This window comes from Pseudomonas sp. AA-38, assembly GCF_029457475.1.
In the GTDB taxonomy this organism is placed as follows: domain Bacteria; phylum Pseudomonadota; class Gammaproteobacteria; order Pseudomonadales; family Pseudomonadaceae; genus Aquipseudomonas.
In genome coordinates this window covers 1,630,498-1,653,960 of record NZ_CP120359.1, presented here as the reverse complement: position 1 = coordinate 1,653,960, position 23,463 = coordinate 1,630,498, and the positions used below count along the sequence as shown (strand labels likewise).

Sequence of the window (23,463 nt, the reverse complement as noted above, 5' to 3'; positions counted from 1 at the left end):
GCTGATTCTAGCGCTGTAACACATCCCTGCGACAGTGCCCGCCACGCCCACACCAGCCATGGCATAATGGCCGGCCATTTTTTCCGGACATCCCGGCACGCCACTCATCAGAGGAAGACCATGAGTTACGTCCTGTATGGCATCAAGGCTTGCGACACCATGAAGAAGGCCAGAACCTGGCTCGACGAGCATGGCGTCGACTATGCCTTTCACGACTACAAGAGCGCCGGCATCGACCGTGCGAGCCTGGAGAAATGGTGCGACGAGCATGGCTGGCAGATCGTCCTCAACCGTGCCGGCACCACCTTCCGCAAACTGGATGACGCGCAGAAAGCCGATCTCGACCAGGCCAAGGCCATCGACCTGATGCTGGCCCAGCCTTCGATGATCAAACGCCCGGTGCTCGACCTGGGCGACAAGACCCTGGTCGGCTTCAAGCCGGACACCTACCAAGCTGCGTTGGCCTGATCACTCTCACCCGAATTTGTTGCAAGGAACCTCATCGATGACCACCACCCTCTTCAGCATCGCCTTCGGCGTCGGCACCCAGAACCGTCAGGGCAACTGGCTGGAAGTCTTCTACGCGCAACCGCTGCTCAACCCGGCAGCCGATCTGGTGGCCAAGGCCGCCGAGATCCTGGATTACCAGGGTGGCAACCAGGCCATCACCTTCAGCCACGCCCAGGCCCGTGACCTGGCCGAAGCGCTCAAGGGCATCGATACTGCCCAGGCCGCCCTGCTGACCCGTCTGGCCGAGAGCAGCAACCCGCTGGTGGCCACCCTGCTGGCCGAAGACAGCGCGCCGAGCAGCACCCCCGAGGCCTACCTCAAGCTGCATCTGCTGTCGCACCGCCTGGTCAAGCCCCATGGCCTGAACCTGGCCGGCATCTTCCCTCTGCTGCCCAACGTCGCCTGGACCAGCCAGGGCGCCGTCGACCTCGCCGAACTGGCCGAACGCCAACTGGAAGCACGCCTGAAGGGCGAGCTGCTGGAGGTATTCTCGGTGGACAAGTTCCCGAAAATGACCGACTACGTGGTACCGACCGGCGTGCGTATCGCCGACAGCGCCCGCGTGCGCCTAGGCGCCTATGTTGGTGAAGGCACCACGGTGATGCACGAGGGCTTCGTCAACTTCAACGCCGGCACCGAAGGCCCGGGCATGATCGAAGGCCGCGTATCCGCAGGCGTATTCGTCGGCAAAGGCTCGGATCTGGGTGGCGGCTGCTCCACCATGGGCACCCTGTCCGGTGGCGGCAATATCGTCATCAGCGTCGGCGAAGGCTGCCTGATCGGCGCCAACGCCGGTATCGGCATCCCCCTGGGCGACCGCAACACCGTCGAAGCCGGCCTGTACATCACCGCCGGCACCAAGGTGAACCTGCTCGACGAGAACAACGAGCTGGTTAAAGTGCTCAAGGCCCGCGACCTGGCCGGCCAGCCCGACCTGCTGTTCCGTCGCAACTCGCAGACCGGCGCCGTGGAGTGCAAGACCCACAAGTCGGCCATCGAGCTGAACGAAGCCCTGCACGCTCACAACTAAGAGGCAGCGCCAAGCTGCAAGCTACAAGCCGCAAGCTCTGCGGCTCCAACTTGCAGCTTGCGGCTTGAAGCTCATGGCTCTGAATTCCCCCTGGCGTGCCGAATTCCCCGGCCTGCTCGCCCTCGAAGCCGAAGGCCAGACCTATCTGGACAGCGCCGCCACCGCGCAGAAGCCGCAGGTGGTGCTGGATGCGCTGCTCGCCTACCTGGCCGGCGGCGTGGCCAACGTGCATCGCGCCCAGCACCTGCCGGGCGAGCGCGCCACCCGCGCCTTCGAGGCCACGCGCAGCAAGGCCGCGCAGTGGCTGAACGCGCTGGGCAGTGACGAGATCGTCTTCACCCGTGGCAGCACCGAATCGCTCAACCTGCTGGCCTACGGCCTGGAGCACCTGCTGCAGCCTGGCGGGCAAATCGTCATCAGCGCCGCCGAGCACCACGCCAACCTGCTGCCCTGGCAGCAGCTTGCCAAGCGCCGGGGCCTGGAGCTGGTGGTGTTGCCGTTGGATGCGGCAGGCGGTATCGACCTGGGCGAAGCCGCTCGCCTGATCGGCCCGCGCACGCGCCTGCTGGCGGTCTCGCAGCTTTCCAACGTGCTCGGCCGCTGGCAGCCGCTCACTGAGTTGCTGGCTCTGGCCAAGGCCCACAGCGCCCTGACTGTCATCGACGGCGCTCAGGGCGCCGTGCATGCCAGGCCGGACATGCAGGCGCTGGGTTGCGACTTCTACGTCTGCTCGGCGCACAAGCTCTACGGCCCGGATGGCGTCGGCCTGCTCTATGCCCGTGGCGAAGCGCTGGCGAAACTGCAGCATTGGCAGTTCGGTGGCGAAATGCTGCAGGACGCCGACTACCACGACGCCCGTTTTCGCCCCGCCCCGCTGGGTTTCGAGGCCGGCACGCCGGCGGTTTCCGCGGTGATTGCCCTGGGCGCCGCGCTGGACTGGCTGAACGGGCTGGATCAGGCCGCCGTGGCCGCCCATGAAGCGGCCTTGCACGGCGAACTGCTGGCCGGCCTGCAAGCCCGCGCCGGTGTGCGCCTGCTGGGCGAACCGCAACTGGCACTGGCCTGCTTCCAGGTCGAAGGCGTGCACAACGCCGACCTGGCCCATCTGCTCAGCGAACAGGGCATCGCCGTGCGCACCGGACACCACTGCGCCATGCCGCTGATGAAGCGTCTTGGCCTGGCCGGTGCGACCCGCGTGTCGCTCGGCCTGTACAACGACGGTGCCGACCTGCAGCGTTTCTTCGTTGCGCTGGACAAGGCCCTGGAGCTGCTGCGATGAAGCTGCCACCTGGCGCCCAACGAGCCCTGGACGCCTTTGCCGCCTGTACTGGCTGGGAACAGCGCGCGCGCCTGCTGATGCAATGGGGCGAGCACCTGGAGCCGCTGAGCGAGGCCGAGCGCCAGGAGCACAACCGGGTGCATGGCTGCGAAAGCCTGGTCTGGCTGGTGGCCGAGCAGCGCGATGGCGCCTGGCACTTCCGCGCCGCCAGCGATGCCCGCCTGCTGCGCGGCCTGCTTGCCGTGCTGCTGGTGCGGGTCGAAGGGTTGAACGCTGACGAGTTGGCCAGGCTCGACCTGGCCGACTGGTTCGCCCAGTTGGGCCTGCAACGCCAGCTATCGCCCTCGCGCAGCAACGGCCTCAATGCCGTGTTGTTGCGCATGCGTGAGCTGTTGGGCTAACAAAAAACCTCCACGGCTTTGGCCTCCTGCGTGGCCTAGTTTTCTAAGGGGCATCGCATTTCAGGGGGAATGCTTGGGTGGCACCGGACTGGCAAGTTTGTGTTGGTTGTTCTGATGCCTGTTCCGAATTACCGCGTTTTTGCTGATGTTTTTGGTTTCGCCCTCCCGGGCGAGTCACTTTGCGGGCAAAGTAACCAAACCCCTCCGCCCGATCATCCGGCCCTGGCTACGCCAGGGTTCGCTCACTCCATCGCCGCTCCAGAGGCCCGCCGCGGTGGGCCATCCCTGGCCCATCGCGGCTCTCGCGACATCCATGTCGCTCAACCTCTTCCACGACGATTCCGTTCGCCCTCCTGGGCGGGCTCTGCACGCGCCTGAACCCTAGGTAACCCAGAAGTAGTGTGGAGTGCTTGAACATGAGGTCAGCCGTAGGGCTGACCGGGATGCCGGCTGAAGGCCGGCAAACTGAAACTATGCGAATGAAAGTTTTGGTTTAATTCGACGACCCAGTCGCGACTTCACATCCTCCAGAGCACGCAGGACTAACGTGGCATACCTGTTCGTTCAGGCGCGCAAATGCCCCCTTCAGGAGGCCGAACGCAGGCATTGCGCAGGGGGCGAGTGGCATGGATGCCACGAGAGGCGTAATGGGCCAGGGATGGCCCATGTACGCCGACCCCGGAGCGATGCCGGAGTGAGGGGAGTCTCGCGAAGCGAGACCCGGATGGCGGGGGTGCGTTTCTTTTGCTTACTTTTCTTTGCGCATTTCAAAGAAAAGTGAGTCGCCCGAGGGGGCGAAACCCGGAATACCTGCAAACACCCAAAGCGGCGTCCAGAACACCAACACGGGCCAACAAGACAGCACACAAATTTGCCAGTCCGGTATCAAGACTGCCCCTCCCAAGCTTCCGCAAAGAACCTTTTCAACGGCCTGCTAAATCCGGATTACATCCGCGCTACGCAGCGCCACGCTCACGTAACGTCAGCCCACGCAGGAAGTTGCGCAATATCTGATCACCACACTCGCGGTAGTGCTTGTGCCCCGGTGCACGGAACAAGGCGCCCAGCTCGGCCTTGGTCATCGGCAGATCCGCCGACTGCAGGATCGCCTGGATGTCGTCGTCACGCAGCTCAAAGGCCACGCGCAGCTTCTTCAGGATGAGGTTGTTGCTCAGGCGCTTTTCCACCGGCAAGCGCGGCCGGCTGTCGTCCTTGCCACGCTTGTGGAACACCAGCCCTTCGAGCACATGGGCCAACAGCACGTCCGGGCAGGCTCGGTAGCCCGCGTCTTCTTCGCGCAACAGGCAGGCGGAGATCAGCCCCGGCTCCACCGGGTAGTCCGCCAGATGGCAGAACGCCTCGAGCCTGGCGTCGCTGACATCCAGCAGATAGCGCAGACTGCGCAGTACATCGTTGTTGAGCATCCAGAGTCTCCATGATTCGATGAGCTGCCTCAGTCCCGCGCGGCCTGGATCGGCCCGCTGGGCTGCCAGTCGTCGGCATTGCCATTATCGAGCGCCTGCTGCAGGCGCAGCAGGTCTCCGCGCTCGGCGAAGCGACGCAGGCCGTCGTTGAACTGACGCAGCAACTGCGCACTCTGCGGATCATCCTTGCGAAACAGCAGATGCAAGGGCTCCAGGTTCAAAGGGCGCAGATGATGGGTGATCGCCGCAGCCCCCAGTTCAGGTGGCTGGCGGCGCAGCATGGCATAACCGACGGCGCGATTCTGCGGGAACAAGTCGATGCGCTTGAGCTCCAGCAAGCGAAAGCCAGTGTACTCCTTACCACTTCGCTCGGTCTGCAAACGTCCTTGCACAACCGCCCTGTCGAACGCCAGGCCATAGGAGTAGCCCAGCGTCGTGCCAATCCGATAGCCCTTCAGATCATCGATGCCGTGCCAGTCGAACGCTAGGTCGCGACGATGGAAGAACACCACCTCGCCACGCACCAATGGGTCGCTGCAGACGGCGGATTCGAGCCGATCCACGCTGCAGTTGTAAGGCATGACGGCATGCAGCTCCCCTTTTCGCAGCATCAGCAGGTTGCGATCCCAGGGATGGAAAACGAACCCGACCACGTAGCCCGACTCGGCGAACACCGCGCGGATCAGCCGCGCCAGCACTCCGCCGTCGCTGCGCGCCTGCTCGACATAAGGCACCCAGTCCCCCGTGCCGATGCGCAGCGCTTTCAACTCGCCCTGGGCAGGCGTCAACAGCCCCAGGGCCAGGGATGAGGTCAGGAAAACAGCGGATAGGCATTTCCACTGACGCGCTCTGCAAACATGCAATAACCCGTACGGCACGGCTCACCTCGATGCGAGCAACAGTCGAACCCCTCCAGCCCGTTGCATCATCAGCGCATACCGTTGCACCGAAATGGCTGGCGTGGCCGCCAGCCCAGATCATCGAGTGCGCAGTCGCTCGGCAGGTCGTCGCGCACCCGCCACCAGTTTATCCACCAGTTTGGCCGTTGCCGCCATGGCGAAAGTTGTGGTGACCATCATCACCGCACCGAAACCGCCGGCACAGTCCAGGCGCACACCCTCGCCGACGAAGCCCTTGGCCTGGCATACGCTGCCGTCGGGCTTGGGGTAGCGCAGTTGCTCGGTGGAGAATACGCAGGGCACGCTGTAGTTGCGCCCCGGCGTGCGCGAGAAGCCATAATCGCGGCGCAGCAACGAACGCACCTTGGCCGCCAGCGGGTCGTTGAAGGTTTTGTTCAGATCGGCGACCTGCACCTGGGTCGGGTCGATCTGCCCACCCGCGCCGCCAGTGGTGACAATCTGGATCTTGCGCCGCTTGCACCAGGCGATCAGCGCGGCCTTGGCCGGCACGCTGTCGATGCAGTCGATCACCCCGTCGAGCTGTTCGGTGATGTACTCGGCCATGGTCTCACGGGTGACGAAATCGGCCACCGCATGCACCACGCAGGCTGGATTGATGGCACGGATGCGCTCGGCCATCACCTCGACCTTGGCCTTGCCCACGGCGCCGTCGAGCGCCTGGATCTGCCGGTTGGTGTTGGTGATGCAGACGTCATCGAGGTCGAACAGGGAAATCTCGCCCACACCCGAGCGCGCCAGGGCTTCGGCCACCCAGGAGCCGACACCGCCGATGCCGACCACCGCCACGTGCGCCGCTGCCAGGCGCTGATAGCCCTCCTGGCCGTAGAGCCGGGCTATGCCGCCGAATCGCTGATCCACTGTGTTCATTTCACCCCCTGCAGGAAGGCGCGCATTATAGGGCATCTCTAAAAACGTAGGCGAGGCAGCCAGCGCAAGGCAAAAACAGGCGAAAAAGCGCAGTTTACGCGCTGTAAATGAGCATTTTGATCGGACTCGCGCACGAGCCTGTTTTTAACGCAGCGATGGCAACGCAGGTAGTTTTTAGAGGTGCCCTATAGGGATAGCACCCCGCCCACCCAAGCCCTGCAGACAGCCGGTGGCTGGGTAGTTTCTGCGCTGGCCTGCTAAGATGGCCGGCTTTCACGCCAGCCGCTGTACCGGAGCCGCCATGACCGCCCCCTCACCCCGACCCTGGAACTTGCCTTCGACCTGATCCGCCGCCCGTCCGTGACCCCGGTGGATGAAGGTTGCCAGGAACTGATGATGCGCCGCCTGGCCGCCTGCGGCTTCGAGGTGGAATCCATGCGCATCGAAGAGGTGGAGAATTTCTGGGCCAAACGTGGTGGTGAAGGCCCGGTGCTGTGCTTTGCCGGCCACACCGACGTGGTGCCCACCGGCCCGCTGGACGCCTGGCAGTATCAGCCGTTCGACGTGCGCATCGACGAACAGGGCATGCTCTGCGGCCGTGGCGCGGCAGATATGAAGGGCAGCCTGGCGAGCATGATCATCGCCGTGGAGCGTTTCGTTGCCGACCACCCGAACCACAAGGGCGCCATCGCCTTCCTCATCACCAGCGACGAGGAAGGCCCGGCCCAGCACGGCACCAAGGCGGTGGTCGAGCGCCTGCGCGAGCGCGGCGAGCGCCTGGACTGGTGCATCGTCGGCGAGCCCTCGAGCACTACTCTGCTCGGTGACGTGGTCAAGAACGGTCGCCGTGGCTCGCTTGGCTGCACCCTCACCGTGTATGGCAAACAGGGCCACGTGGCCTACCCGCACTTGGCCAAGAACCCCATCCACCTGGCCGCCCCGGCGCTGGCCGAACTGGCCGCCGAGCACTGGGATCACGGCAACGACTACTTCCCGCCGACCAGCTTCCAGGTGTCCAACCTCAACTCCGGCACCGGCGCCACCAACGTCATCCCCGGTGAGCTGAAGGCGGTGTTCAACTTCCGTTTCTCCACCGAATCCACCGTCGAAGGCCTGCAGCAGCGCGTCGCCGCCATCCTCGACAAGCATGGCCTGGACTACCACCTGGAGTGGGCGCTGTCCGGCCTGCCCTTCCTCACCCAACCGGGCGAGCTGCTGGATGCCGTGGCTGCCAGCATCAAGAACGTCACTGGCCGCGACACCACACCTTCGACCAGCGGTGGCACCTCCGATGGGCGCTTTATCGCCACCCTCGGCACTCAGGTGGTCGAGCTTGGCCCGGTCAACGCCACCATCCACCAAATCAACGAACGCGTGCTGGCCAGCGACCTCGACCTGCTCACCGAGGTTTACTATCAAACTCTGGTGAAACTGCTCGCATGAGCCTGATCTGCCCCATCTGCCAGACGCCGCTAGCGCCCAGCACCAGCGGCCTGGCCTGCGACAACCGGCACAGCTTCGACCGCGCCCGGCAGGGCTACTACAACCTGCTGCCGGTGCAGCACAAGAACAGCCGCGATCCCGGTGACAACGCCGCCATGGTCGAGGCGCGCCGACGTTTCCTCGAAGGCGGTCACTACGCCCCACTGGCCGCTCGCCTGGCGGCACTCGCCGCCGAACGCAAGCCCGCACGCTGGCTGGATATTGGTTGCGGCGAGGGTTATTACACCGAGCAGATCGCCCACGCCCTGCCCGCTGCCGACGGCCATGCCCTGGATATCTCCCGCGAGGCAGTCAAGCGCGCCTGCAAGCGCACGCCGCAACTGAGCTGGCTGGTGGCGAGCATGGCTCGTGTGCCCCTGGCCGACGCCAGTTGCCAGCTGCTGGCCAGCGTCTTCAGCCCGCTCGACTGGAGCGAGGCCAAGCGCCTGCTGGCCTCGGGTGGCGGCCTGCTGCGCATGGGCCCGACCCGCGTGCACCTGATGGAGCTGCGGCAGAAGCTGTACGACGAAGTGCGCGACTACGACGACCAGAAGCACCTGGCGCTGATTCCGCCGGGTATGCAGTTGGCGCACAGCGAAACCCTGGAGTTCGCCCTGCACCTGGCCGACGCCCAGGCGCGCGCCGACCTGCTGGCCATGACCCCGCACGGCTGGCGCGCCAGCGCCGAACGTCGTGAGGCGGTGATCGCCACACCCTTCGATGTCACCGTTTCCATCCGCTACGATTGGATCGTTAAAGACCAGGACTGACCGTCATGCGCCAACCCGATATCGAGATCTACCTGAAAGACGCCGAACGCGACGCCGTGGCGCAGTGGCTGGGCGAGGCCCTCGGCCCCTGCAGCGACTGGCAGCAGAAGGGTCAGACCTTCAAGTGCCAGGCCGGCGGGGTGCCGGTGACCTGGCTGCCCAAGGCCGTGGGCAAATGGCACAGCCTGTATCTGGAAAGCGACGCCACGCCCTGGGCCGACGACCTGGCCTGCGCCCGCGCCGCCCATGCCGCGCTCGGCGTGCAGATCCGCTGCGCACCGGGCACCTGGGTCGAGGATGAAAGCGACGAGCAAGCCGACCGCTGGATCAAGGTGGATGCCGACGGCGAAAGCGAAATCATCTGGCGCACGGACTGAAAGGTCGCGTGGTCAAACAGGCGGCCACCCCATCCAGAGCGACGCCCATGAACGAAGCCGAGAAAGCCGCAGCCGGCCTGCTCTACGATGCCAACAACGACCCTGAGTTGCTTGCGCAACGGCTGCGCACCAAGATCAAGCTGTTCAAGCTGAACGCCACCTGCCCGAGCGAAAGGCACAGCCGCGAGGCGCAACTGCGGGGGATCATCGCCAGCATCGGCGAGGGCTTCACCATCGAAGGCCCCTTCCACTGCGACTACGGCCACAACATCCGCATCGGCCGGCACTTCTACGCCAACGTCAACCTCGTCATCCTCGACTGCGCCAGCGTGAACATCGGCAACAACGTGTTCATCGCCCCCAATGTCGGCATCTACACTGCCGGGCATCCGCTGGATGTACAGCGGCGCAACGCCGGGCTCGAATATGCGTGGCCAGTGACCATTGGCAACGACGTCTGGGTCGGGGCCGGCGCCTCTATCCTGCCGGGGGTGACGATTGGCGACGGCAGCGTGATCGGTGCCGGCAGTGTGGTGAATCGTTCGATCCCTCCAGGCGTGCTCGCCGCTGGTAATCCGTGCCGGGTGATCCGCCCGATAACCGAGGCGGATGGACGCTCGCCGGCTTGAGCTGACGAACAATACCGGCACAAACGAAAAGGCCCGTCATCGACGGGCCTCGTGGCATTGCCTTCAGAGCGTGGAAACGTCTTCGGCCTGCAGGCCCTTCTGGCCCTGGGTCACGCCGAACTCCACCTTCTGCCCTTCGACCAGGGTACGGTGGCCCTCGCCGCGAATGGCGCGATAGTGGACGAACACATCCTGGCCACTCTCGCGCTGGATGAATCCATAACCCTTGGAATCATTGAACCATTTGACGGTTCCTGTCTCACGCTCTGCCATTCGCAACTTCTCCAAACTCGCAATATTTTTATTGGTCTCACGGACGCTTTGGCGGTTCGGTAAAACATTCTCGGCCTGCAAACGCTAAGAAAACACGCCTGAGAGACATTCTCGCAGCAACCGCTGCGGCCGAGTATAAAGCAAGCATTTTCACTGCAAAGCACTTTTTGCCAGCACCTACGGCCCGCTGAAACGGGCCGCAAGTCATCCTGCTCAGCCCTTGGCCGACAGATCGCGCACGGTCTTGGTCAAGCGCTGCACCTGTTCGGGCTCCAGCCGATAGGCCCAGTCCGGCCGGGCACTGACCTCGCCCTCCTTGAAGCCTTCGTGCTTGTCGAGCACCAGCCAGTAGGCGTCGCCCTGCTTGTACAAGGCTCCCTGCAGCTTCTGCCCGTCGAAGCCGCCGAGGCTCAATTGCAGCACCGGTGCCTGCTTGAAGCCAACCTGCGCCAAGGGCGCGGCGTCGGCGAACTGCAAATTGGAGAACAGGGTGGCCACGCCATTGGCGGCGCCCTCGAAGCTGAGCTTCTGATCCTTGCGCAGTTCCTCGACGGCAAAGTTGTACTGCTTGGCATCGGCGCGCGTCAGGGTCAGCGTCTGGCCATCGGCATGGCGCAACTCGAGGCGCGCGATGCTGGTGAAGGGAATGTCGGTGACCCGGCGATCCAGCCAGTCCAGCTCGCTGTCTGGCAGTTGCAGGCTCTGGTCGATCAGCCAGACCTGATTTTCCCCGGAACGTCGCACCAGTTGCCCGCTCCCCTGCTGAGAGGGCTTGCCCAGGAGCAGATCGAGTTCCGGGTGGCCCTCGAAGTGCAGCTTGATCCGCTGTGCCTGCTCCCCGGCTTCACCCTGCTCAGCCAGGCCCAGGCGAGCATGCCATTGCGGGTTGGCGGTCTTGGCCTCGACGATGCGCGCCTCACGCAAGCCACGCAGCAGGTCGGCCAGGGGTTGTGGCGCTGCCGGGTAGTCGGCCTTGGCCGGCACCACCCAGGCCTCGCCATGACGCTCGATACGCACCGGCGGCTGGCCGGGCGACTCGATTTCCAGGGCCTGCAGACTGCCCAGATAATCCTGCTCGGCAGCCAGCCAGGGCCCTTGCTCGACCTGTGCCGTGCTCTGCTGCTGGCTGCGCTGCAGGGCCAGGTAGCCCAGCACACAGAGCAGCACGATGACGATCAATGCGATCAGACCTTTACGTCCCATACCCATCTCACTGTTGATGATTCGGAAGCGGCGTAGGGTGGATGTCGTTTTTCACATCCACCACAGCGGCGGATCGATAAAGCGTGATTCACCCTACGTACGGGGTTATTCATGGGAGGCGCTTCAGCGGCGACGGTCGCGGCTAAAGCCCCTCCCACAGGTGCTGGCCTCACGTGCGACGGCGGCGGCGCCACAGCCACAGTGCCAGCACGCCAAGGGTCAGCAACGCCGGCACCAGGGCGATATTGATGATCTTCAAGGTACGCCCCAGCGACTCGATATTGGCGTTGAGCTGGTATTGCACGTCACGCAGCTCCTTGCGGATCTCCAGCTTCTGCTGAATGAAACGCTGCAGCGTCTTCTGCTGCTCCGGCGTCAGCTCCAGGGCCTTGTTCGGGTCATCGCTGTGCTGCAACGCGGCCAGTTGCTGCTCGGTCTCGCTCAGGCGCGCCTGCAAGGCTTGCTCCTTGTCACGGAAACGCTGCTCGGCGGCGCGCTGCAGCTCATCCACCACGGTGAACGGGCGGCTGAAGCGGCCACGGGAACGCACGCTGATCAGTGCGTCGGAGCCGCTCAGGTTGTCCAGCGCGTTGATGGTGAAGCTGCCGTTGTCAGCCCAGGGCTGGGGAATGCGCTGGCCGAAGAAGTCCTGCACCTGCACCCACATGCGGTCGCTGAGGATGTCGGTGTCGGCCACGGCGATCACGTTGATGTTGTCGGCCTGCTTGAGGCCATCCTTGCGTCCTTCGATGCCGTCGGGGAAGGCGCTCTGCGCCGGCCCGTCGATGCGCGCGGCGATGGTGTAGCGCTCGCCGGTGGGCTCCAGCTCGCGGATCAGTTCCTCCGGGTTGCTGAGCATGGCGAAACGCTTGGCATCGAAGGGCATGGCGTACTCCGAACTCTGCATCAGCGGGGTGAAATGCGTCTTCGCCCCCTCCACGGGTTCGAGGATGCCAGCGGTGGCGACGGTGAGGTTCTCCAGCCCGGCAGTGGCGATGTCGTTCTGATCCAGCGCCTTGCGCGGCAGGTTCAACCAGGCGGCATGGCGCACCGGACGCTGGCCCTGGCCGCGGTTGACCGACATGGCGTAAGAGCCGTCGCCAAGCACCTTGTCCGGCACCATGCGCAGGCCCCAGGCCTTGAACAGCGGCTCGAGATCGGACGACTTGTCCACCGCCATCTCCCCCGGCATTCCCCCCGTGTCGGCTTCGGCATAGGGGTCGACGAAGACCATCAGCTTGCCGCCACGCAGCACGAACTGGTCGATGGCATAGAGCGTCTGCTGCGGCAGGTTTTTCGGGTGCACCAGCCAGAGCACCGATACCTTGTCGGGAATCTGGTCGACGTCAGGCTTGAGGGTCTCGATCTGGAACAACTGGCGCACCTGCTCCAGCACCATCCACGGCGACGTCGGCTGTTGCGTCATCATGTCGAAGCCGCCAGTCATCGGCAGCTCGGAGAGCACACCGACCACCGGCAGCTCCGGCTTGGCCAGGGTCTGCACCAGGCGGCTCAGCTCGTATTCGAGATGCTCCTCCTGATCCAGGGCAAAGAACGGGATCACCTGGGTGTCGTCCAGCGCGTTGGTGCCGGCCAGGCCGAAGTAGATGGAATCGCCGCCCTGCTGCAGCGGGATGGCCTGCAGGCCGAACTGCGCGGCCTTGTCCTCATCCTCGGAGAAGGGTTCGGGGTCGATGATGTGCAGGCGGATCTTGCCGTTCGCCTGGGCCTGGTAGGCCTTGAGCATCTCCTCCACGCGCTGGGCGTAGGTGCGCAGCGCCGGCAGATCCTTGGCGACTTTGTCCGAATAGAAGAAGTACAGGTTGATCGGCTCGTCCAGCTCGCCAAGGATCTGCTTGGTGCCGTCGGAGATGGTGTAGAGCTTCTGCTCGGTCAGATCCAGGCGCGCACCGCCCAGGCCGATACCGGCCAGCAGGTTGAAGGCGATAAAGGCCACCGCGATCAGCAGCAACCCAGCGCCGGAATAGATCAGCTTTTTCATGGGCGCATTCCTTCAGTCGGCTTTCTTCAGGTCGATGACCACGGCGGTGGCGGTGAGCCAGGCGGCGATCAACGAGAGGAAATACAGCAGGTCGCGCGCATCGATCACGCCCTTGCTGATGGCATCGAAGCGCACCAGAAAGCTCAGCGAGGCGATGGCGTCCACCAGCCACTGCGGCGCCCAGGCAAAGGCATCGAGCACCATGGGAAAACCGCTGACGATGAACAGGAAGCAGGCGCTGACCGCGAGGATAAAGGCGATCACCTGGTTCTTGCTCAGCGCTGACATGCACGAGCCGATGGCCAAGTACGCCCCCGCCAGCAGCCAGCTACCGATGTAGCCGGTGACGATGGCGCCATTGTCCGGCTCGCCCAGGTAGTTGACGGTGATGACCATGGGGAAGGTCAGCAGCAGCGCGATGCCGGCGAACACCCAGGCCGCCAGAAACTTGCCGGTAACCGCCTCGAAGCGGGTGATCGGCAGGGTCATCAGCAGCTCGATGGAGCCGGACTTGCGCTCCTCTGCCCACAGGCGCATGGCGATGGCCGGCACCAGGAACAGATACAGCCAGGGATGGAAGTTGAAGAAGGCCGACAGGTTCGCCTGCCCCCCCTCGAAGAAGCCCCCCAGGTAGAAGGTGAACACCCCGGACAGCACCAGGAAGATGACGATGAACACATAGGCCAGCGGCGTGGCGAAATAGCTGGCCAGCTCACGTTTGAAGATCACGGGCAACTGGGTCATCACTGCTCTCCCCGGGTCAGCGTGCGGAACACCTCATCGAGCCGCCCGCGTTCAACATTGAGTTCCCTGACCTTCCAGCCGCGCTCGGCGATCAGCGCATTGACCTGCGGGAAGATCACCTCGCCCGGCTGCGCCAGCACGCTCAGGCTGTGCTCACGGGCATTTTCCTCGACACCGGCGACGCCCGGCAGCGCCGTCAGGGCAGCCTGATCCAGCGCCTCGTCGGCCAGCAGGGTCACTGCCTGGTGGTAGCGCGAGCGGCTCTCCAGCTCCAGCGGCGTGCCATCGGCGAGCAGGCGGCCATGGGCGATGATCACCGCACGGGTGCACAGCGCCGTGACCTCTTCGAGGATATGGGTGGAAATGATCACGATCTTGTCGCGGGCCAGCCCCTGGATGAGCTGGCGCACCTGATGCTTCTGATTGGGGTCGAGGCCATCGGTGGGCTCGTCGAGGATCAGCACACGCGGATCATGCAGAATCGCCTGGGCCAGGCCCACACGGCGCTTGAAGCCCTTGGACAGCGTCTCGATGCTCTGCTCCAGCACCTTGTCCAGTTCCACCTGCTCCACCGCATTCTGGACACGCAGCGTCTTCTCGGCGCCGCGAAAGCCACGCACCTCGGCGATGAACTCGAGAAAGCCGCGCACCGTCATGTCGCCATAACAGGGCGCGCCTTCCGGTAGGTAACCGATCTGCCGCTGGGCCTTGAGGGTCTGGGTCTGGATATCGCTACCGAGAATGCTCGCCGTGCCGGAGGTCGGCGCGAGAAAGCCGGTGAGCATCTTCATGGTGGTGGATTTGCCGGCCCCGTTGGGGCCGAGAAAGCCCAGCACTTCCCCTGGCTGGACTTGGAACGACAGATCATCGACTGCCGTGTGCTGCGCAAAACGCTTAGTCAGGTTTCTTAACTCGATCATGGCCTCTCACCGTCACGAAAGGCACTGCACTCAGCGTAAGCACCAGACGAGCGCAGGCCGCAAGAACGCCGGACGCGAGGCAAAGCGCACGCCCGGACGAGGGCATGACCCTAGCAAAAGCGAAAAGTTCAGTCAGCACGTCGAAACAAGTGGTAAATGGAATATGGCTTCAGCGATCCGGAGGGTTCGAGGCCACCTCGCTCGAGCCTGTGGGTGTGGAACATGGAGTGGCCAAGCAACGCCTGCACAGTGCGATCATCCTGGCGCGCTCATAGCGTTCGCTTCGCTCACTGGAACAGGCTAAAACCTGCTCTTCAGCTTAATGGTTAGCCATCATGGGAGCATCCGTGCAGAAGATTGATCTCAAGAAGGAGCTGAAGCAGCTCTATCGGCCCTCCGCGAAAGAGGTGGTTCAGGTTGACGTGCCAACCTTTCGATTTCTGATGGTTGATGGCGAAGGTGACCCCAACACATCGCCGCAATACGCCCAAGCGGTCGAAGCATTGTTCACAGTGTCCTACACAGCGAAGTTCATGCTGAAGAAGGGGCCCACCGCGACAGACTATGCCGTAATGCCCCTCGAAGGCCTTTGGTGGGCGGACGACATGTCTAGCTTTGCCTTCAACGACAAGTCCAAGTGGAAATGGACCATGATGATCATGCAGCCTGATTTCGTGGAGCTAGAGGTGCTGCATGCAGCCATCGCAGAGGTGAAGAAAAAGAAGGCCCTGCCAGCGCTCAATAGACTGAGAATCGAGAATTTCACGGAGGGTCTGTGTGCGCAGGTGCTGCATATTGGCCCCTTCAGCGAAGAAGGCCCGACGATTCAAAGAGTCCACAATTTCATTAGCGCAAGATACAACCTCGCTGGAAAGCATCACGAAATCTATCTCAGTGACATACGCCGTGCCGATCCACGCAAGTGGAAAACAATCATTCGCCAACCAATGAGCTGATGGCTGACAAGCCATTCCAGCGGACAGTCAAAAAGCTGGTCTTGAGCATTATTGGCAGAATGACATGAGCGCCCCCATCAGTGAGCCATGCAAACGCCACACCGTGTACTCATGACGCAATGCACCATCAGCAGCGCTCAGGATGGACTCGGGCTATGCTGAAAAACCACTGGGTTATCGCGAGTGATGGGGCACTTCCCTGAGCGCTCAGCCCAGTTGTCCCATGAAAGAGAACGGCAGGATGCTCCATGATAGAGCACATTGGCTTAACCGTTAGCGACCTTGAAAGGAGCAAGGCGTTTACACACATGCACTTGCCCCCATTGGCTTTCAGCTTCTGGTAGAGATACCCATATCCCTTTCGGGCACCAAGGACTTCGTCGGCTTTGGTGAACCGCCCAAACCAGAGTTCTGGATAAGCACGGGCACGCCCAATACCCCCCGTGCACAGTGCGCTTCAAGTGAACGCTCGCGCGCAAGTGGATGCCGTCCATGCAGCAGCGCTATCTGACGATCCCACCGAACTAAGGCACCCGAACAAGGCCTAACCCCCAATCCTTTGCCCCGGAGCCCAGCATGAATCGCACCTTGCACTACCCTGCCCTCGTTCTCTTCGCCCTGGCCGTGCTGGCCGGCTGCAGCAGCCGTGAGGCGCAGCAGGAGCCGGTTAGCCCGGCTCCGGCACCGCAAACCCAGCCCTCCACCCAGGAGCAGGTGCAGGCGCAGTTGCGGCAGAAGGCCGAGCGTGGGGACCTGGAGAGCCAGTTCCAGTTGGGCAGCAGTTATTTCGTCGGCCAGCCGGAGAAGGATCTCAAGCAGGCGGAGTACTGGTGGAAGCTCGCCGCCGACAAGGGGCACAGCATGGCGGCGGTCAGCCTGGCCTATCTGTATACCGGGCGTGATGCGCCGGAGTTCGCCAACCAGCGCGAGATGCTGCGTTATCTGAACCAGTCCGCCGCCGCCGGCAACCCGATGGCGCAGCACGTGCTGGGCAATCTCTATCGTCGTGGCGAGGGCGGCCTGCCGCGTGACCCAGATCAGGCCAAGCGCCTGTACGAGAGCGCCTGCAAGCAGAACTACGAGGTTTCCTGCGCCGCACTGCAGCGCCAGTAGGGCACACAGTAGGCGCATAAAGCGCCGCGATGGCCCAGGCCGTCGCGGCGCTCTTTCTTCCAGAGCAAGCGTTAGCGGATATTTCCGCCCTCTTGCACCTGACTCTTCGCGCATTAGTCTCGATAGCCATGCCCTGACGAGACAGCAGCCATGCGTAAACCCCTGCTTCTGCTCCTGGTTCTGACTCTGCTGCTGGCAGCCTGCAGCCGTGTCGACCTGGCCTATCGCAATCTCGATTGGCTGATCCCCTGGAAGCTGAATGACTACGTGCCCCTGAACAGCGAGCAGAGCGCCTGGCTCGAGCCGCGCCTGCAGGCGCACCTGACCTGGCACTGCAGCGTGGAACTGCCGCGCTATCTCGACTGGTTGCAACGCAGCCAGCAGGCCCTGAACGCGGGCGACGCCCAGCTCATGGCCAGCCAGGTGGCCGACTTCGAGCAGGCCATGCAGCGCATCGCCGTGGAGATCACCCCCAGTGCCGTCGAGCTGCTGCGCGGCCTGAGCCCCTATCAGGTGGAGCAACTGTTCACGGCGCTGGACGAGCAGAATGCCGAACTGCGCGAGGAATTTCTCCAGCCACCACTGGCGCAACAGATCAACCAACGTGCCGAACGCATGGAGAAGCGCCTGCAACCCTGGTTCGGCCGCCTCGATGCCGAGCAACGCCAGCGGGTGCAAGACTGGGCGCAGGGCCTGGGCGGGCAGAATCAGGTCTGGTTCGATAACCGCCTGGCCTGGCAGCAAGCCCTGCGCGAGGCGCTCTACGTGCGCCGAGGTGACGACTTCGCCACGCGCATCAGCGCCCTGTTGCAACAGCGCGAACGTTTCTACACCCAGGCTTACCGAGCCAGCTACGCGGCCAATCGGCAGGCCATGGCCGAGTTGATAGTCGACCTCGTCAACCAGGCGGATACGCGCCAGTTGCAACGCGCCAGCCAGCGCCTGGACAACCTGCATGCCGACCTGGCCGCGCAACAGTGCACGGCTGACGAAGCGCTGGTGCAGCGCTGAACGGCGTTCAAAGCGGCGGCAGGCGCCAGTCGATGGGCGTTAGGCCGTTCTGGCTGAGGAACTGGTTGCAGCGACTGAAGTGACCGTTTCCGATGAAGCCGCGATGTGCCGACAGCGGCGACGGATGCGGCGAGCGCAGCACCAGATGCTTGGTGGGATCGATCAGCCGCTGCTTGCTCTGGGCATGGCTGCCCCAGAGCAGGAACACCAGCTTGTCCTGATGTTCGCTGACCACCTCAATCACCCGGTCGGTGAACGTCTGCCAACCCTTGCCGGCATGCGAACCGGCGTTGCCGCGCTCCACCGTCAGCGAAGTGTTGAGCAGCAGCACGCCCTGCTCGGCCCAGCTCTGCAGGTAGCCGTGGGCCGGGATGTCGATGTTCAGGTCGCGCTTGAGTTCCTTGTAGATATTCAGCAGCGAAGGCGGCGTGGCCACCCCCGGCTGCACCGAGAAACACAGGCCGTGAGCCTGGCCGGGCCCGTGGTAAGGGTCCTGACCGATGATCACCACCTTGACCCGATCCAGCGGCGTGGAATTGAGCGCGTTGAAGATCAGTGGGCCAGGCGGGTAGATCTCCTTACCGGCGGCCTTCTCCGCACGCAGGAACTGCCCCAGCTCCTTCATGTAGGGCTTGTCGAATTCCTCGCGCAGCGCGTGCTTCCAACTGTCTTCGAGCTTGATGTGGTCGTCGGTCATCCGGGTTTCCTGTATGCCTCGCAACGAATACAGGCACGCTAGTGATGGGGTTGCGGCAAGTCAAGGACAGGGATTGCGACAGGCGGCAACATGCTTTGCTAGCCTATTGTCTATCGCACCTAAAATGACCTCGGACACCATGTCGAATACCACCGATACCTTGCGCCTGGCGCTACTCAATCGCTTCCTCAAGGGCGAAGCGAAGATTCCGCAGATGCCCGAAGCGGCCGTGCGCATCCGCAAGCTGCTGGACAACCCGATGACCTCGACGGAACAACTGGTGCGGGTGATCAACGGCAACCCGCCTCTGGCGGCCTATCTGATGCAGTTCTCCAGTTCCCCCCTGATGCGCGGCAGTCGCCCCTGCGGCTCCTTGCGTGACCTGCTGGATCGCCTGGGCACCCGACAACTGGCCGATCTGGTGCTGGGTTTCAGCCTGCAACACCTGTTCGAGAGTACCGACCCGCTGCTGCTGCAGGCCTTTCGTCTGCGCTGGCGCCACGCCCGTGAACGCGCGGCGCACTGTGCGGTGCTCGCCCAGCGTGCAGGCGTTTCCATGGACGACGCCATGCTCGCCGGCTTGTTGCAGGACATCGGCAGCCTGCCGCTGTTGTCGGAGCTGGAGAACTGGCCGGAAGTGCCACGCGATAGCGCCACCCTGGAGGAACTGTGCGAGTCGCTGTCCGGCAATCTGGGCGCGCTGATTCTCACCCGCTGGCAACTGCCGCCGAGCATCATCGAGTGCGCACGCCTCTATGGGCAGTGGCAACGCGAGCACGACGGCGTCGCCGACATGGCCGATCTGGTCTTGCTCGCCAGTGCCATGCAAGCCGGCCATGAGCCGGAAGAACCCTTGCCGGTACAGAAGAAGCTGGGCCTGGAGCAGCCACTGGCGACCCTGCGCGAAGAGCTGGCCGACGAGCTGAGCATGTGGAAGCGCCTGCTGGCTTGAGCCATCGTCGACACGGAGCGAACAGCTCCCGGATGGCATCCGGGCTACATGACCTGCTAGCCCTGATGCAGCGCCCGGTAATGACTGGGCGCCATGCCCACCACCTTGCGAAACAGCCGCGAAAAGTAATACGGGTCGTCGTAGCCCAGTTGCTCGGCGACCTGGCGCACCTCGATATCGCCGCGATCGAGCAGTCGGCAGGCCAGGGCCATCTTCAACTGGATGAAATCCTGGATCGGTGCATGGCCAGTGAGCGCGCGGTAGGTCTTGGCGAAGTGAAAGCGCGACAGCTTGAACTGCGCCGCCAGTTCGTCGAGGTTGAGGCTGCCACGCAGATGCTCACGCATCACTGCCTGCACCGCCTCGATATCCAGCACCCGTCCGGATTTCAGATTGACCCGCGCCGGCAGCGCCGCCAGCGAACTGAGCATCGCCTGCAGGCGATGTGCGGCATGAATGAAGGGCAAGGCATTTAAGCCCTGGCGCTGCACCGCCAGCAAGGCCTCGAAGTCGCCGAGCAGGCGCGGCTGCACGCCGATGCGGCGCAACGGCTGGCCCCCGAGCAGGCGCAGGAAGTCCTCGCTGAGGCTGCCGTCGAAATGCACCCAATAGATGGTCCAGGGGCTATTCGCGTCGGCACCATAGGCATGGGCGATGCCCTTGGGCAACAGCAGCAGATCGCCAGGCATCACCTCGAATCGTCCATCCGCCGTCTCCAGCCAGCCCTTGCCGGAACGGCAATGGATCAGCAGGTGGTCATCCGGCTGGGCGCGCTGCATCTGGTGGCTGACCGCTTCCGGGTAAAACCCCATGGCCAATGGATAGCACCCTGCGCTCAGGGGATGGCGTGCCAGCAGGCGGCGCAGGCGCGGCGGCGTGATGAACCGCTGCCCGCCCAGGGGCAACGGCCAATTGGAGGTTTCCACCCGTGCGCCCATCCTGATTGCTCCCTGCCACTCGATACGAATGACAAGATCGTCCATCCGATGGCCAAGATCGTCAATCCACAAGAGCGCCACCAGGGGCTATAAGGAACTCGGACAAGAACAACCGGAGGCCAAGATGCCCCATACCCTGCCGCAACTGATCGACGGCCAGTGGCTGCAAAGCCAGGCCTCGGATCTGATCGAAGTCACCGACCCAGCCACCCAGGACGTGATCGCCCTGGCGCCCAAGGCCACCGCCGAAGAGATCGAGATGGCGGTAGCCGGTGCGCAGCAGGCCTTTCTCGCCTGGCGCGAGGTGCCAGTGTCGGAACGCGCCCGCCTGATGCTGCGCTACCAGCATCTGCTCAAGGAACACCACGATGAGCTGGCGGAGCTGCTCGCCCGGGAAACCGGCAAGACCTTCGCCGACGCCAAGGGCGATGTATGGCGGGGCATCGAGGTGGCCGAGCATGCCGCCAATATTGCCAGCCTGATGATGGGCGAGACGGTGGAGAACGTCGCCCGCGAGATCGACACCGCCAGCTGGATCCAGCCGCTGGGCGTGTGCGTCGGCATCACCCCGTTCAACTTCCCGGCAATGATTCCGCTGTGGATGTTCCCGCTGGCCATCGCCTGCGGCAACAGCTTCATCCTCAAACCTTCCGAACAGGATCCGCTGACACCCAACCGCCTGGCCGAGCTGTTCCTCGAAGCCGGTGCACCGGCCGGCGTGCTGCAGGTGCTGCATGGTGGGCGCGAGCAGGTCGATGCGCTGCTGGTGCACCCGGCGGTGCGCGCGGTGTCCTTCGTCGGCTCGGTGACGGTGGGCCAGCATGTCTACCGCACCGGCACCCAGCATCTGAAACGGGTGCAGGCCTTCGCCGGAGCCAAGAACCATATGGTGATCATGCCGGACGCACCCAAGGATCAGGTCATCAGCAACCTGCTCGGCGCCAGTTGTGGCGCCGCCGGCCAGCGCTGCATGGCCATCAGCGTGGCGGTGTTCGTCGGCGAATCGAAGCAGTGGATCGACGAGCTGGCCGCGCAGATGGCCGCGCTGCGCCCCGGTCACTGGCAGGACAGCGACGCCGCCTACGGCCCGCTGATCAGCCCGCAGGCGCGCCAACGCGTGTTGCGCCTGATCGACGAAGGCAAGGCCGAAGGCGCCGAGTGCCTGCTCGATGGCTCGCAGTGCACGGTCGAGGGTTACCCGGACGGCAACTGGGTCGGGCCGACCCTGTTCCGTGGCGTGACATCGAAGATGGGCCTGTACCGCGAGGAAATCTTCGGCCCGGTGCTGGTGTGCATGGAGGTGGACAGCCTCGACGAGGCCATCGCACTGGTCAACGCCAGCCCCTACGGCAACGGCACCAGCCTGTTCACCCGCTCCGGTGGCGCCGCGCGGCACTTCCAGCATGCCGTGGAAGTCGGCCAGGTGGGCATCAACGTGCCGATCCCGGTGCCGCTGCCGTTCTTCTCCTTCACCGGCTGGAAGGGCTCGTTCTACGGCGACCTGCACGCCTACGGCAAACAGGCGGTGCGCTTCTACACCGAGACCAAGACGGTGACCAGCCGCTGGTTCGACGACACGCCACTGGGCGACGGGCCGAACATGACCATTCAACTGAAATGAGAACGACGTAGCTGTTATACGAAAAGACAATCACCGGAGCCGGACAAGCGGCGTAAAAAGGGACTTTGCAGAACAAGAACAAGGAGCACTGCAATGCGTCGACTGTCTGGCGTCCTGGCCCTGTGGGCCGCAATCACCGCCTGTGCGCAGGCTGCCGAGCCCATCACCCTCGGCCTCAACTACCCGCGCACCGGGCCATACAAGGAGGAGGGGTTGGCGCAGATGCGTGGAGCCCTGTTGGCCATCGATGAAATCAACGCTGCCGGCGGCGTGCTGGGGCGGCCCTTGCGCCTGTCCAGCAAGGACACCGCCTCGCGCCCGGCCAAGGCGGTGAAGAACGTCGACAAGCTGGTTGCCGGTGGCGCGGCGATGCTCTTCGGCGGTTCCTCCAGCGCCGTGGCCATCGCCGCCGGCAAGCGCGCCAAGGAGCATGGCCTGCTGTATTTCGGCACCCTCACCTACTCCAACGACACCACCGGCAAGGATGGCCATCGCTACATGTTCCGCGAGTGCAACAACGCCTGGATGAGTGCCCAGGTGCTCGGTCAATACCTGAACAAGACCCTGCCGAACAAGCGCTACTTCTACGTCACCGCCGATTACACCTGGGGCCACACCACCGAAGCCTCGTTGCGCCATACCACCGCCAGCGAGGATGCCGCCCAGCATGCCGGGGTGCGCATCCCCTTCCCCGGCGCGCGCCTGGCCGACTACCAGAACGCCCTGACCCAGGCTGCCGCCAGCAAGGCGGACATCCTCGCCCTGGTGCTGTTCGGTGAGGATCTGGTACGCGCCATGCGCATCGCCAAGGATCTCGGCCTGACCGAACGCATGCAGGTGATCGCCCCCAACCTCACCCAGAGCATCATCGAGCAGGGCGGCCCCAGCCTGATGCAAGGGGTGATTGGCACCGAACCCTGGACCTGGCGCGTGCCGGCGCTGGAGAAATCCGCTCGTGGCGAAGCCTTCGTCGAAGCCTTCAAGACCCGTTATCAGATGTACCCCTCCAGCTCCGCCGCATCGGCCTACAGCATCGTCCAGCAATGGGCCGATGCCGCCAAACGGGCCAATAGCCTCGACAGCGAAGCGCTGATCAAGGCGCTGGAAGGCCACCGCTACCGCCTGCTGAAAGACGAGCAGCAATGGCGTGCCTTCGACCACCAGAACCTGCAAACCGTCTACGTGGTGAAGGTGAAACCGCGCGACGAGGTGCTCAAGGATCCGCTGAAACAGGACTACTTCGAGATCGTCGATCGCCTCGACGCCAGCACCGCGCTGCCCAGCCTCGCCGACTGGCAGGCCGAGCGCCGTGCCGGCGGCCAACCCCTGACCTTGCAATGAGAT

General features: G+C 63.8%; 24 protein-coding genes. 14 read left to right on the top strand and 10 right to left on the bottom strand.

Annotated features, from left to right (window positions below; translation table 11 throughout):
• Positions 1-120 precede the first annotated feature (120 nt).
• The 4 genes from PVE35_RS07630 to PVE35_RS07615 all read left to right on the top strand — a co-directional run bounded on the left by PVE35_RS07630 (position 121) and on the right by PVE35_RS07615 (position 3,220).
• Positions 121-468, top strand: coding sequence for an ArsC family reductase (locus tag PVE35_RS07630; protein WP_268182440.1), 348 nt, complete (start codon positions 121-123; stop codon positions 466-468).
• A gap of 37 nt (positions 469-505) precedes the next feature.
• On the top strand, positions 506-1,540 hold the full coding sequence (gene dapD / locus PVE35_RS07625; protein WP_277374272.1) for a 2,3,4,5-tetrahydropyridine-2,6-dicarboxylate N-succinyltransferase: 1,035 nt from the start codon (positions 506-508) through the stop codon (positions 1,538-1,540).
• A gap of 73 nt (positions 1,541-1,613) precedes the next feature.
• The gene (locus PVE35_RS07620; protein WP_277374271.1) at positions 1,614-2,819 is read left to right on the top strand and encodes a cysteine desulfurase; all 1,206 of its coding nucleotides are present in this window, start codon (positions 1,614-1,616) and stop codon (positions 2,817-2,819) included.
• Positions 2,816-3,220, top strand: coding sequence for a SufE family protein (locus PVE35_RS07615; RefSeq protein ID WP_277374270.1), 405 nt, complete (start codon positions 2,816-2,818; stop codon positions 3,218-3,220). Before PVE35_RS07620 ends, PVE35_RS07615 begins: the two co-directional genes overlap by 4 nt.
• Before the next feature lie 956 nt (positions 3,221-4,176).
• On the opposite strand, the gene PVE35_RS07610 is transcribed toward PVE35_RS07615, so the two are convergent.
• The 3 genes from PVE35_RS07610 to tcdA all read right to left on the bottom strand — a co-directional run bounded on the left by PVE35_RS07610 (position 4,177) and on the right by tcdA (position 6,431).
• Positions 4,177-4,644 carry a DUF1456 family protein gene (locus tag PVE35_RS07610; protein ID WP_277374269.1) on the bottom strand — a complete coding sequence of 156 codons (468 nt, stop codon included), beginning with the start codon at positions 4,642-4,644 and terminating at the stop codon, positions 4,177-4,179.
• A gap of 29 nt (positions 4,645-4,673) precedes the next feature.
• Positions 4,674-5,432, bottom strand: a complete 759-nt coding sequence (locus tag PVE35_RS07605; protein WP_277374268.1) for an ABC transporter substrate-binding protein — start codon at positions 5,430-5,432, stop codon at positions 4,674-4,676.
• A gap of 189 nt (positions 5,433-5,621) precedes the next feature.
• Positions 5,622-6,431 carry a tRNA cyclic N6-threonylcarbamoyladenosine(37) synthase TcdA gene (gene tcdA, locus PVE35_RS07600; protein WP_277374267.1) on the bottom strand — a complete coding sequence of 270 codons (810 nt, stop codon included), beginning with the start codon at positions 6,429-6,431 and terminating at the stop codon, positions 5,622-5,624.
• A gap of 285 nt (positions 6,432-6,716) precedes the next feature.
• Here tcdA and dapE point away from each other — a divergent pair, with 285 nt between their 5' ends.
• Genes dapE through PVE35_RS07580 form a run of 4 tightly spaced genes read left to right on the top strand, consistent with a single transcriptional unit; the run spans position 6,717 to position 9,689 of the window.
• Positions 6,717-7,874: a succinyl-diaminopimelate desuccinylase gene (gene dapE, locus PVE35_RS07595; RefSeq protein WP_277374861.1), complete on the top strand. Its 1,158-nt coding sequence runs from the start codon at positions 6,717-6,719 to the stop codon at positions 7,872-7,874.
• Positions 7,871-8,683 carry a putative RNA methyltransferase gene (locus PVE35_RS07590; protein ID WP_268182426.1) on the top strand — a complete coding sequence of 271 codons (813 nt, stop codon included), beginning with the start codon at positions 7,871-7,873 and terminating at the stop codon, positions 8,681-8,683. Before dapE ends, PVE35_RS07590 begins: the two co-directional genes overlap by 4 nt.
• Before the next feature lie 5 nt (positions 8,684-8,688).
• A complete protein-coding gene (locus PVE35_RS07585) occupies positions 8,689-9,060 on the top strand; it encodes a hypothetical protein (protein WP_277374266.1) in 372 nt (123 codons plus the stop codon).
• A gap of 47 nt (positions 9,061-9,107) precedes the next feature.
• Positions 9,108-9,689 (top strand): sugar O-acetyltransferase, encoded by a 582-nt coding sequence (locus PVE35_RS07580; protein WP_277374264.1) that lies wholly within the window; start codon positions 9,108-9,110, stop codon positions 9,687-9,689.
• 63 nt (positions 9,690-9,752) lie between these two features.
• Here PVE35_RS07580 and PVE35_RS07575 read toward each other — a convergent pair whose 3' ends face one another.
• The 5 genes from PVE35_RS07575 to PVE35_RS07555 all read right to left on the bottom strand — a co-directional run bounded on the left by PVE35_RS07575 (position 9,753) and on the right by PVE35_RS07555 (position 14,831).
• The gene (locus PVE35_RS07575) at positions 9,753-9,962 is read right to left on the bottom strand and encodes a cold-shock protein (protein WP_268182422.1); all 210 of its coding nucleotides are present in this window, start codon (positions 9,960-9,962) and stop codon (positions 9,753-9,755) included.
• 213 nt (positions 9,963-10,175) lie between these two features.
• Entirely contained in the window at positions 10,176-11,165 is a 990-nt protein-coding gene (locus PVE35_RS07570) for a DUF4340 domain-containing protein (RefSeq protein ID WP_268182420.1), read from the bottom strand.
• A gap of 169 nt (positions 11,166-11,334) precedes the next feature.
• On the bottom strand, positions 11,335-13,167 hold the full coding sequence (locus PVE35_RS07565; protein WP_277374262.1) for a Gldg family protein: 1,833 nt from the start codon (positions 13,165-13,167) through the stop codon (positions 11,335-11,337).
• 12 nt (positions 13,168-13,179) lie between these two features.
• Positions 13,180-13,911, bottom strand: a complete 732-nt coding sequence (locus PVE35_RS07560; RefSeq protein WP_268182415.1) for an ABC transporter permease subunit — start codon at positions 13,909-13,911, stop codon at positions 13,180-13,182.
• Complete coding sequence (locus PVE35_RS07555; protein WP_277374261.1) at positions 13,911-14,831, bottom strand: ABC transporter ATP-binding protein; 921 nt, start codon at positions 14,829-14,831, stop codon at positions 13,911-13,913. The genes PVE35_RS07560 and PVE35_RS07555 overlap by 1 nt, the downstream gene beginning before the upstream one ends.
• A gap of 347 nt (positions 14,832-15,178) precedes the next feature.
• On the opposite strand from PVE35_RS07555, the gene PVE35_RS07550 reads away from it, so the two are divergent.
• The 3 genes from PVE35_RS07550 to PVE35_RS07540 all read left to right on the top strand — a co-directional run bounded on the left by PVE35_RS07550 (position 15,179) and on the right by PVE35_RS07540 (position 17,911).
• A complete protein-coding gene (locus PVE35_RS07550; protein ID WP_277374260.1) occupies positions 15,179-15,787 on the top strand; it encodes a GyrI-like domain-containing protein in 609 nt (202 codons plus the stop codon).
• Positions 15,788-16,363: 576 nt separating this feature from the next.
• Positions 16,364-16,900: a tetratricopeptide repeat protein gene (locus PVE35_RS07545; RefSeq protein ID WP_268182405.1), complete on the top strand. Its 537-nt coding sequence runs from the start codon at positions 16,364-16,366 to the stop codon at positions 16,898-16,900.
• A gap of 150 nt (positions 16,901-17,050) precedes the next feature.
• A complete protein-coding gene (locus PVE35_RS07540; RefSeq protein ID WP_277374259.1) occupies positions 17,051-17,911 on the top strand; it encodes a DUF6279 family lipoprotein in 861 nt (286 codons plus the stop codon).
• A gap of 7 nt (positions 17,912-17,918) precedes the next feature.
• On the opposite strand, the gene ung is transcribed toward PVE35_RS07540, so the two are convergent.
• Positions 17,919-18,608, bottom strand: a complete 690-nt coding sequence (gene ung, locus PVE35_RS07535; RefSeq protein WP_268182402.1) for a uracil-DNA glycosylase — start codon at positions 18,606-18,608, stop codon at positions 17,919-17,921.
• 139 nt (positions 18,609-18,747) lie between these two features.
• On the opposite strand from ung, the gene PVE35_RS07530 reads away from it, so the two are divergent.
• Positions 18,748-19,560: an HDOD domain-containing protein gene (locus PVE35_RS07530; protein ID WP_277374258.1), complete on the top strand. Its 813-nt coding sequence runs from the start codon at positions 18,748-18,750 to the stop codon at positions 19,558-19,560.
• Positions 19,561-19,616: 56 nt separating this feature from the next.
• On the opposite strand, the gene PVE35_RS07525 is transcribed toward PVE35_RS07530, so the two are convergent.
• Positions 19,617-20,498: an AraC family transcriptional regulator gene (locus PVE35_RS07525; protein ID WP_268184226.1), complete on the bottom strand. Its 882-nt coding sequence runs from the start codon at positions 20,496-20,498 to the stop codon at positions 19,617-19,619.
• A 124-nt stretch (positions 20,499-20,622) separates the two neighbouring features.
• On the opposite strand from PVE35_RS07525, the gene PVE35_RS07520 reads away from it, so the two are divergent.
• Positions 20,623-22,119, top strand: coding sequence for a CoA-acylating methylmalonate-semialdehyde dehydrogenase (locus PVE35_RS07520; RefSeq protein WP_277374257.1), 1,497 nt, complete (start codon positions 20,623-20,625; stop codon positions 22,117-22,119).
• 93 nt (positions 22,120-22,212) lie between these two features.
• Entirely contained in the window at positions 22,213-23,460 is a 1,248-nt protein-coding gene (locus PVE35_RS07515) for a substrate-binding protein (RefSeq protein WP_277374256.1), read from the top strand.
• Positions 23,461-23,463 lie beyond the last annotated feature (3 nt).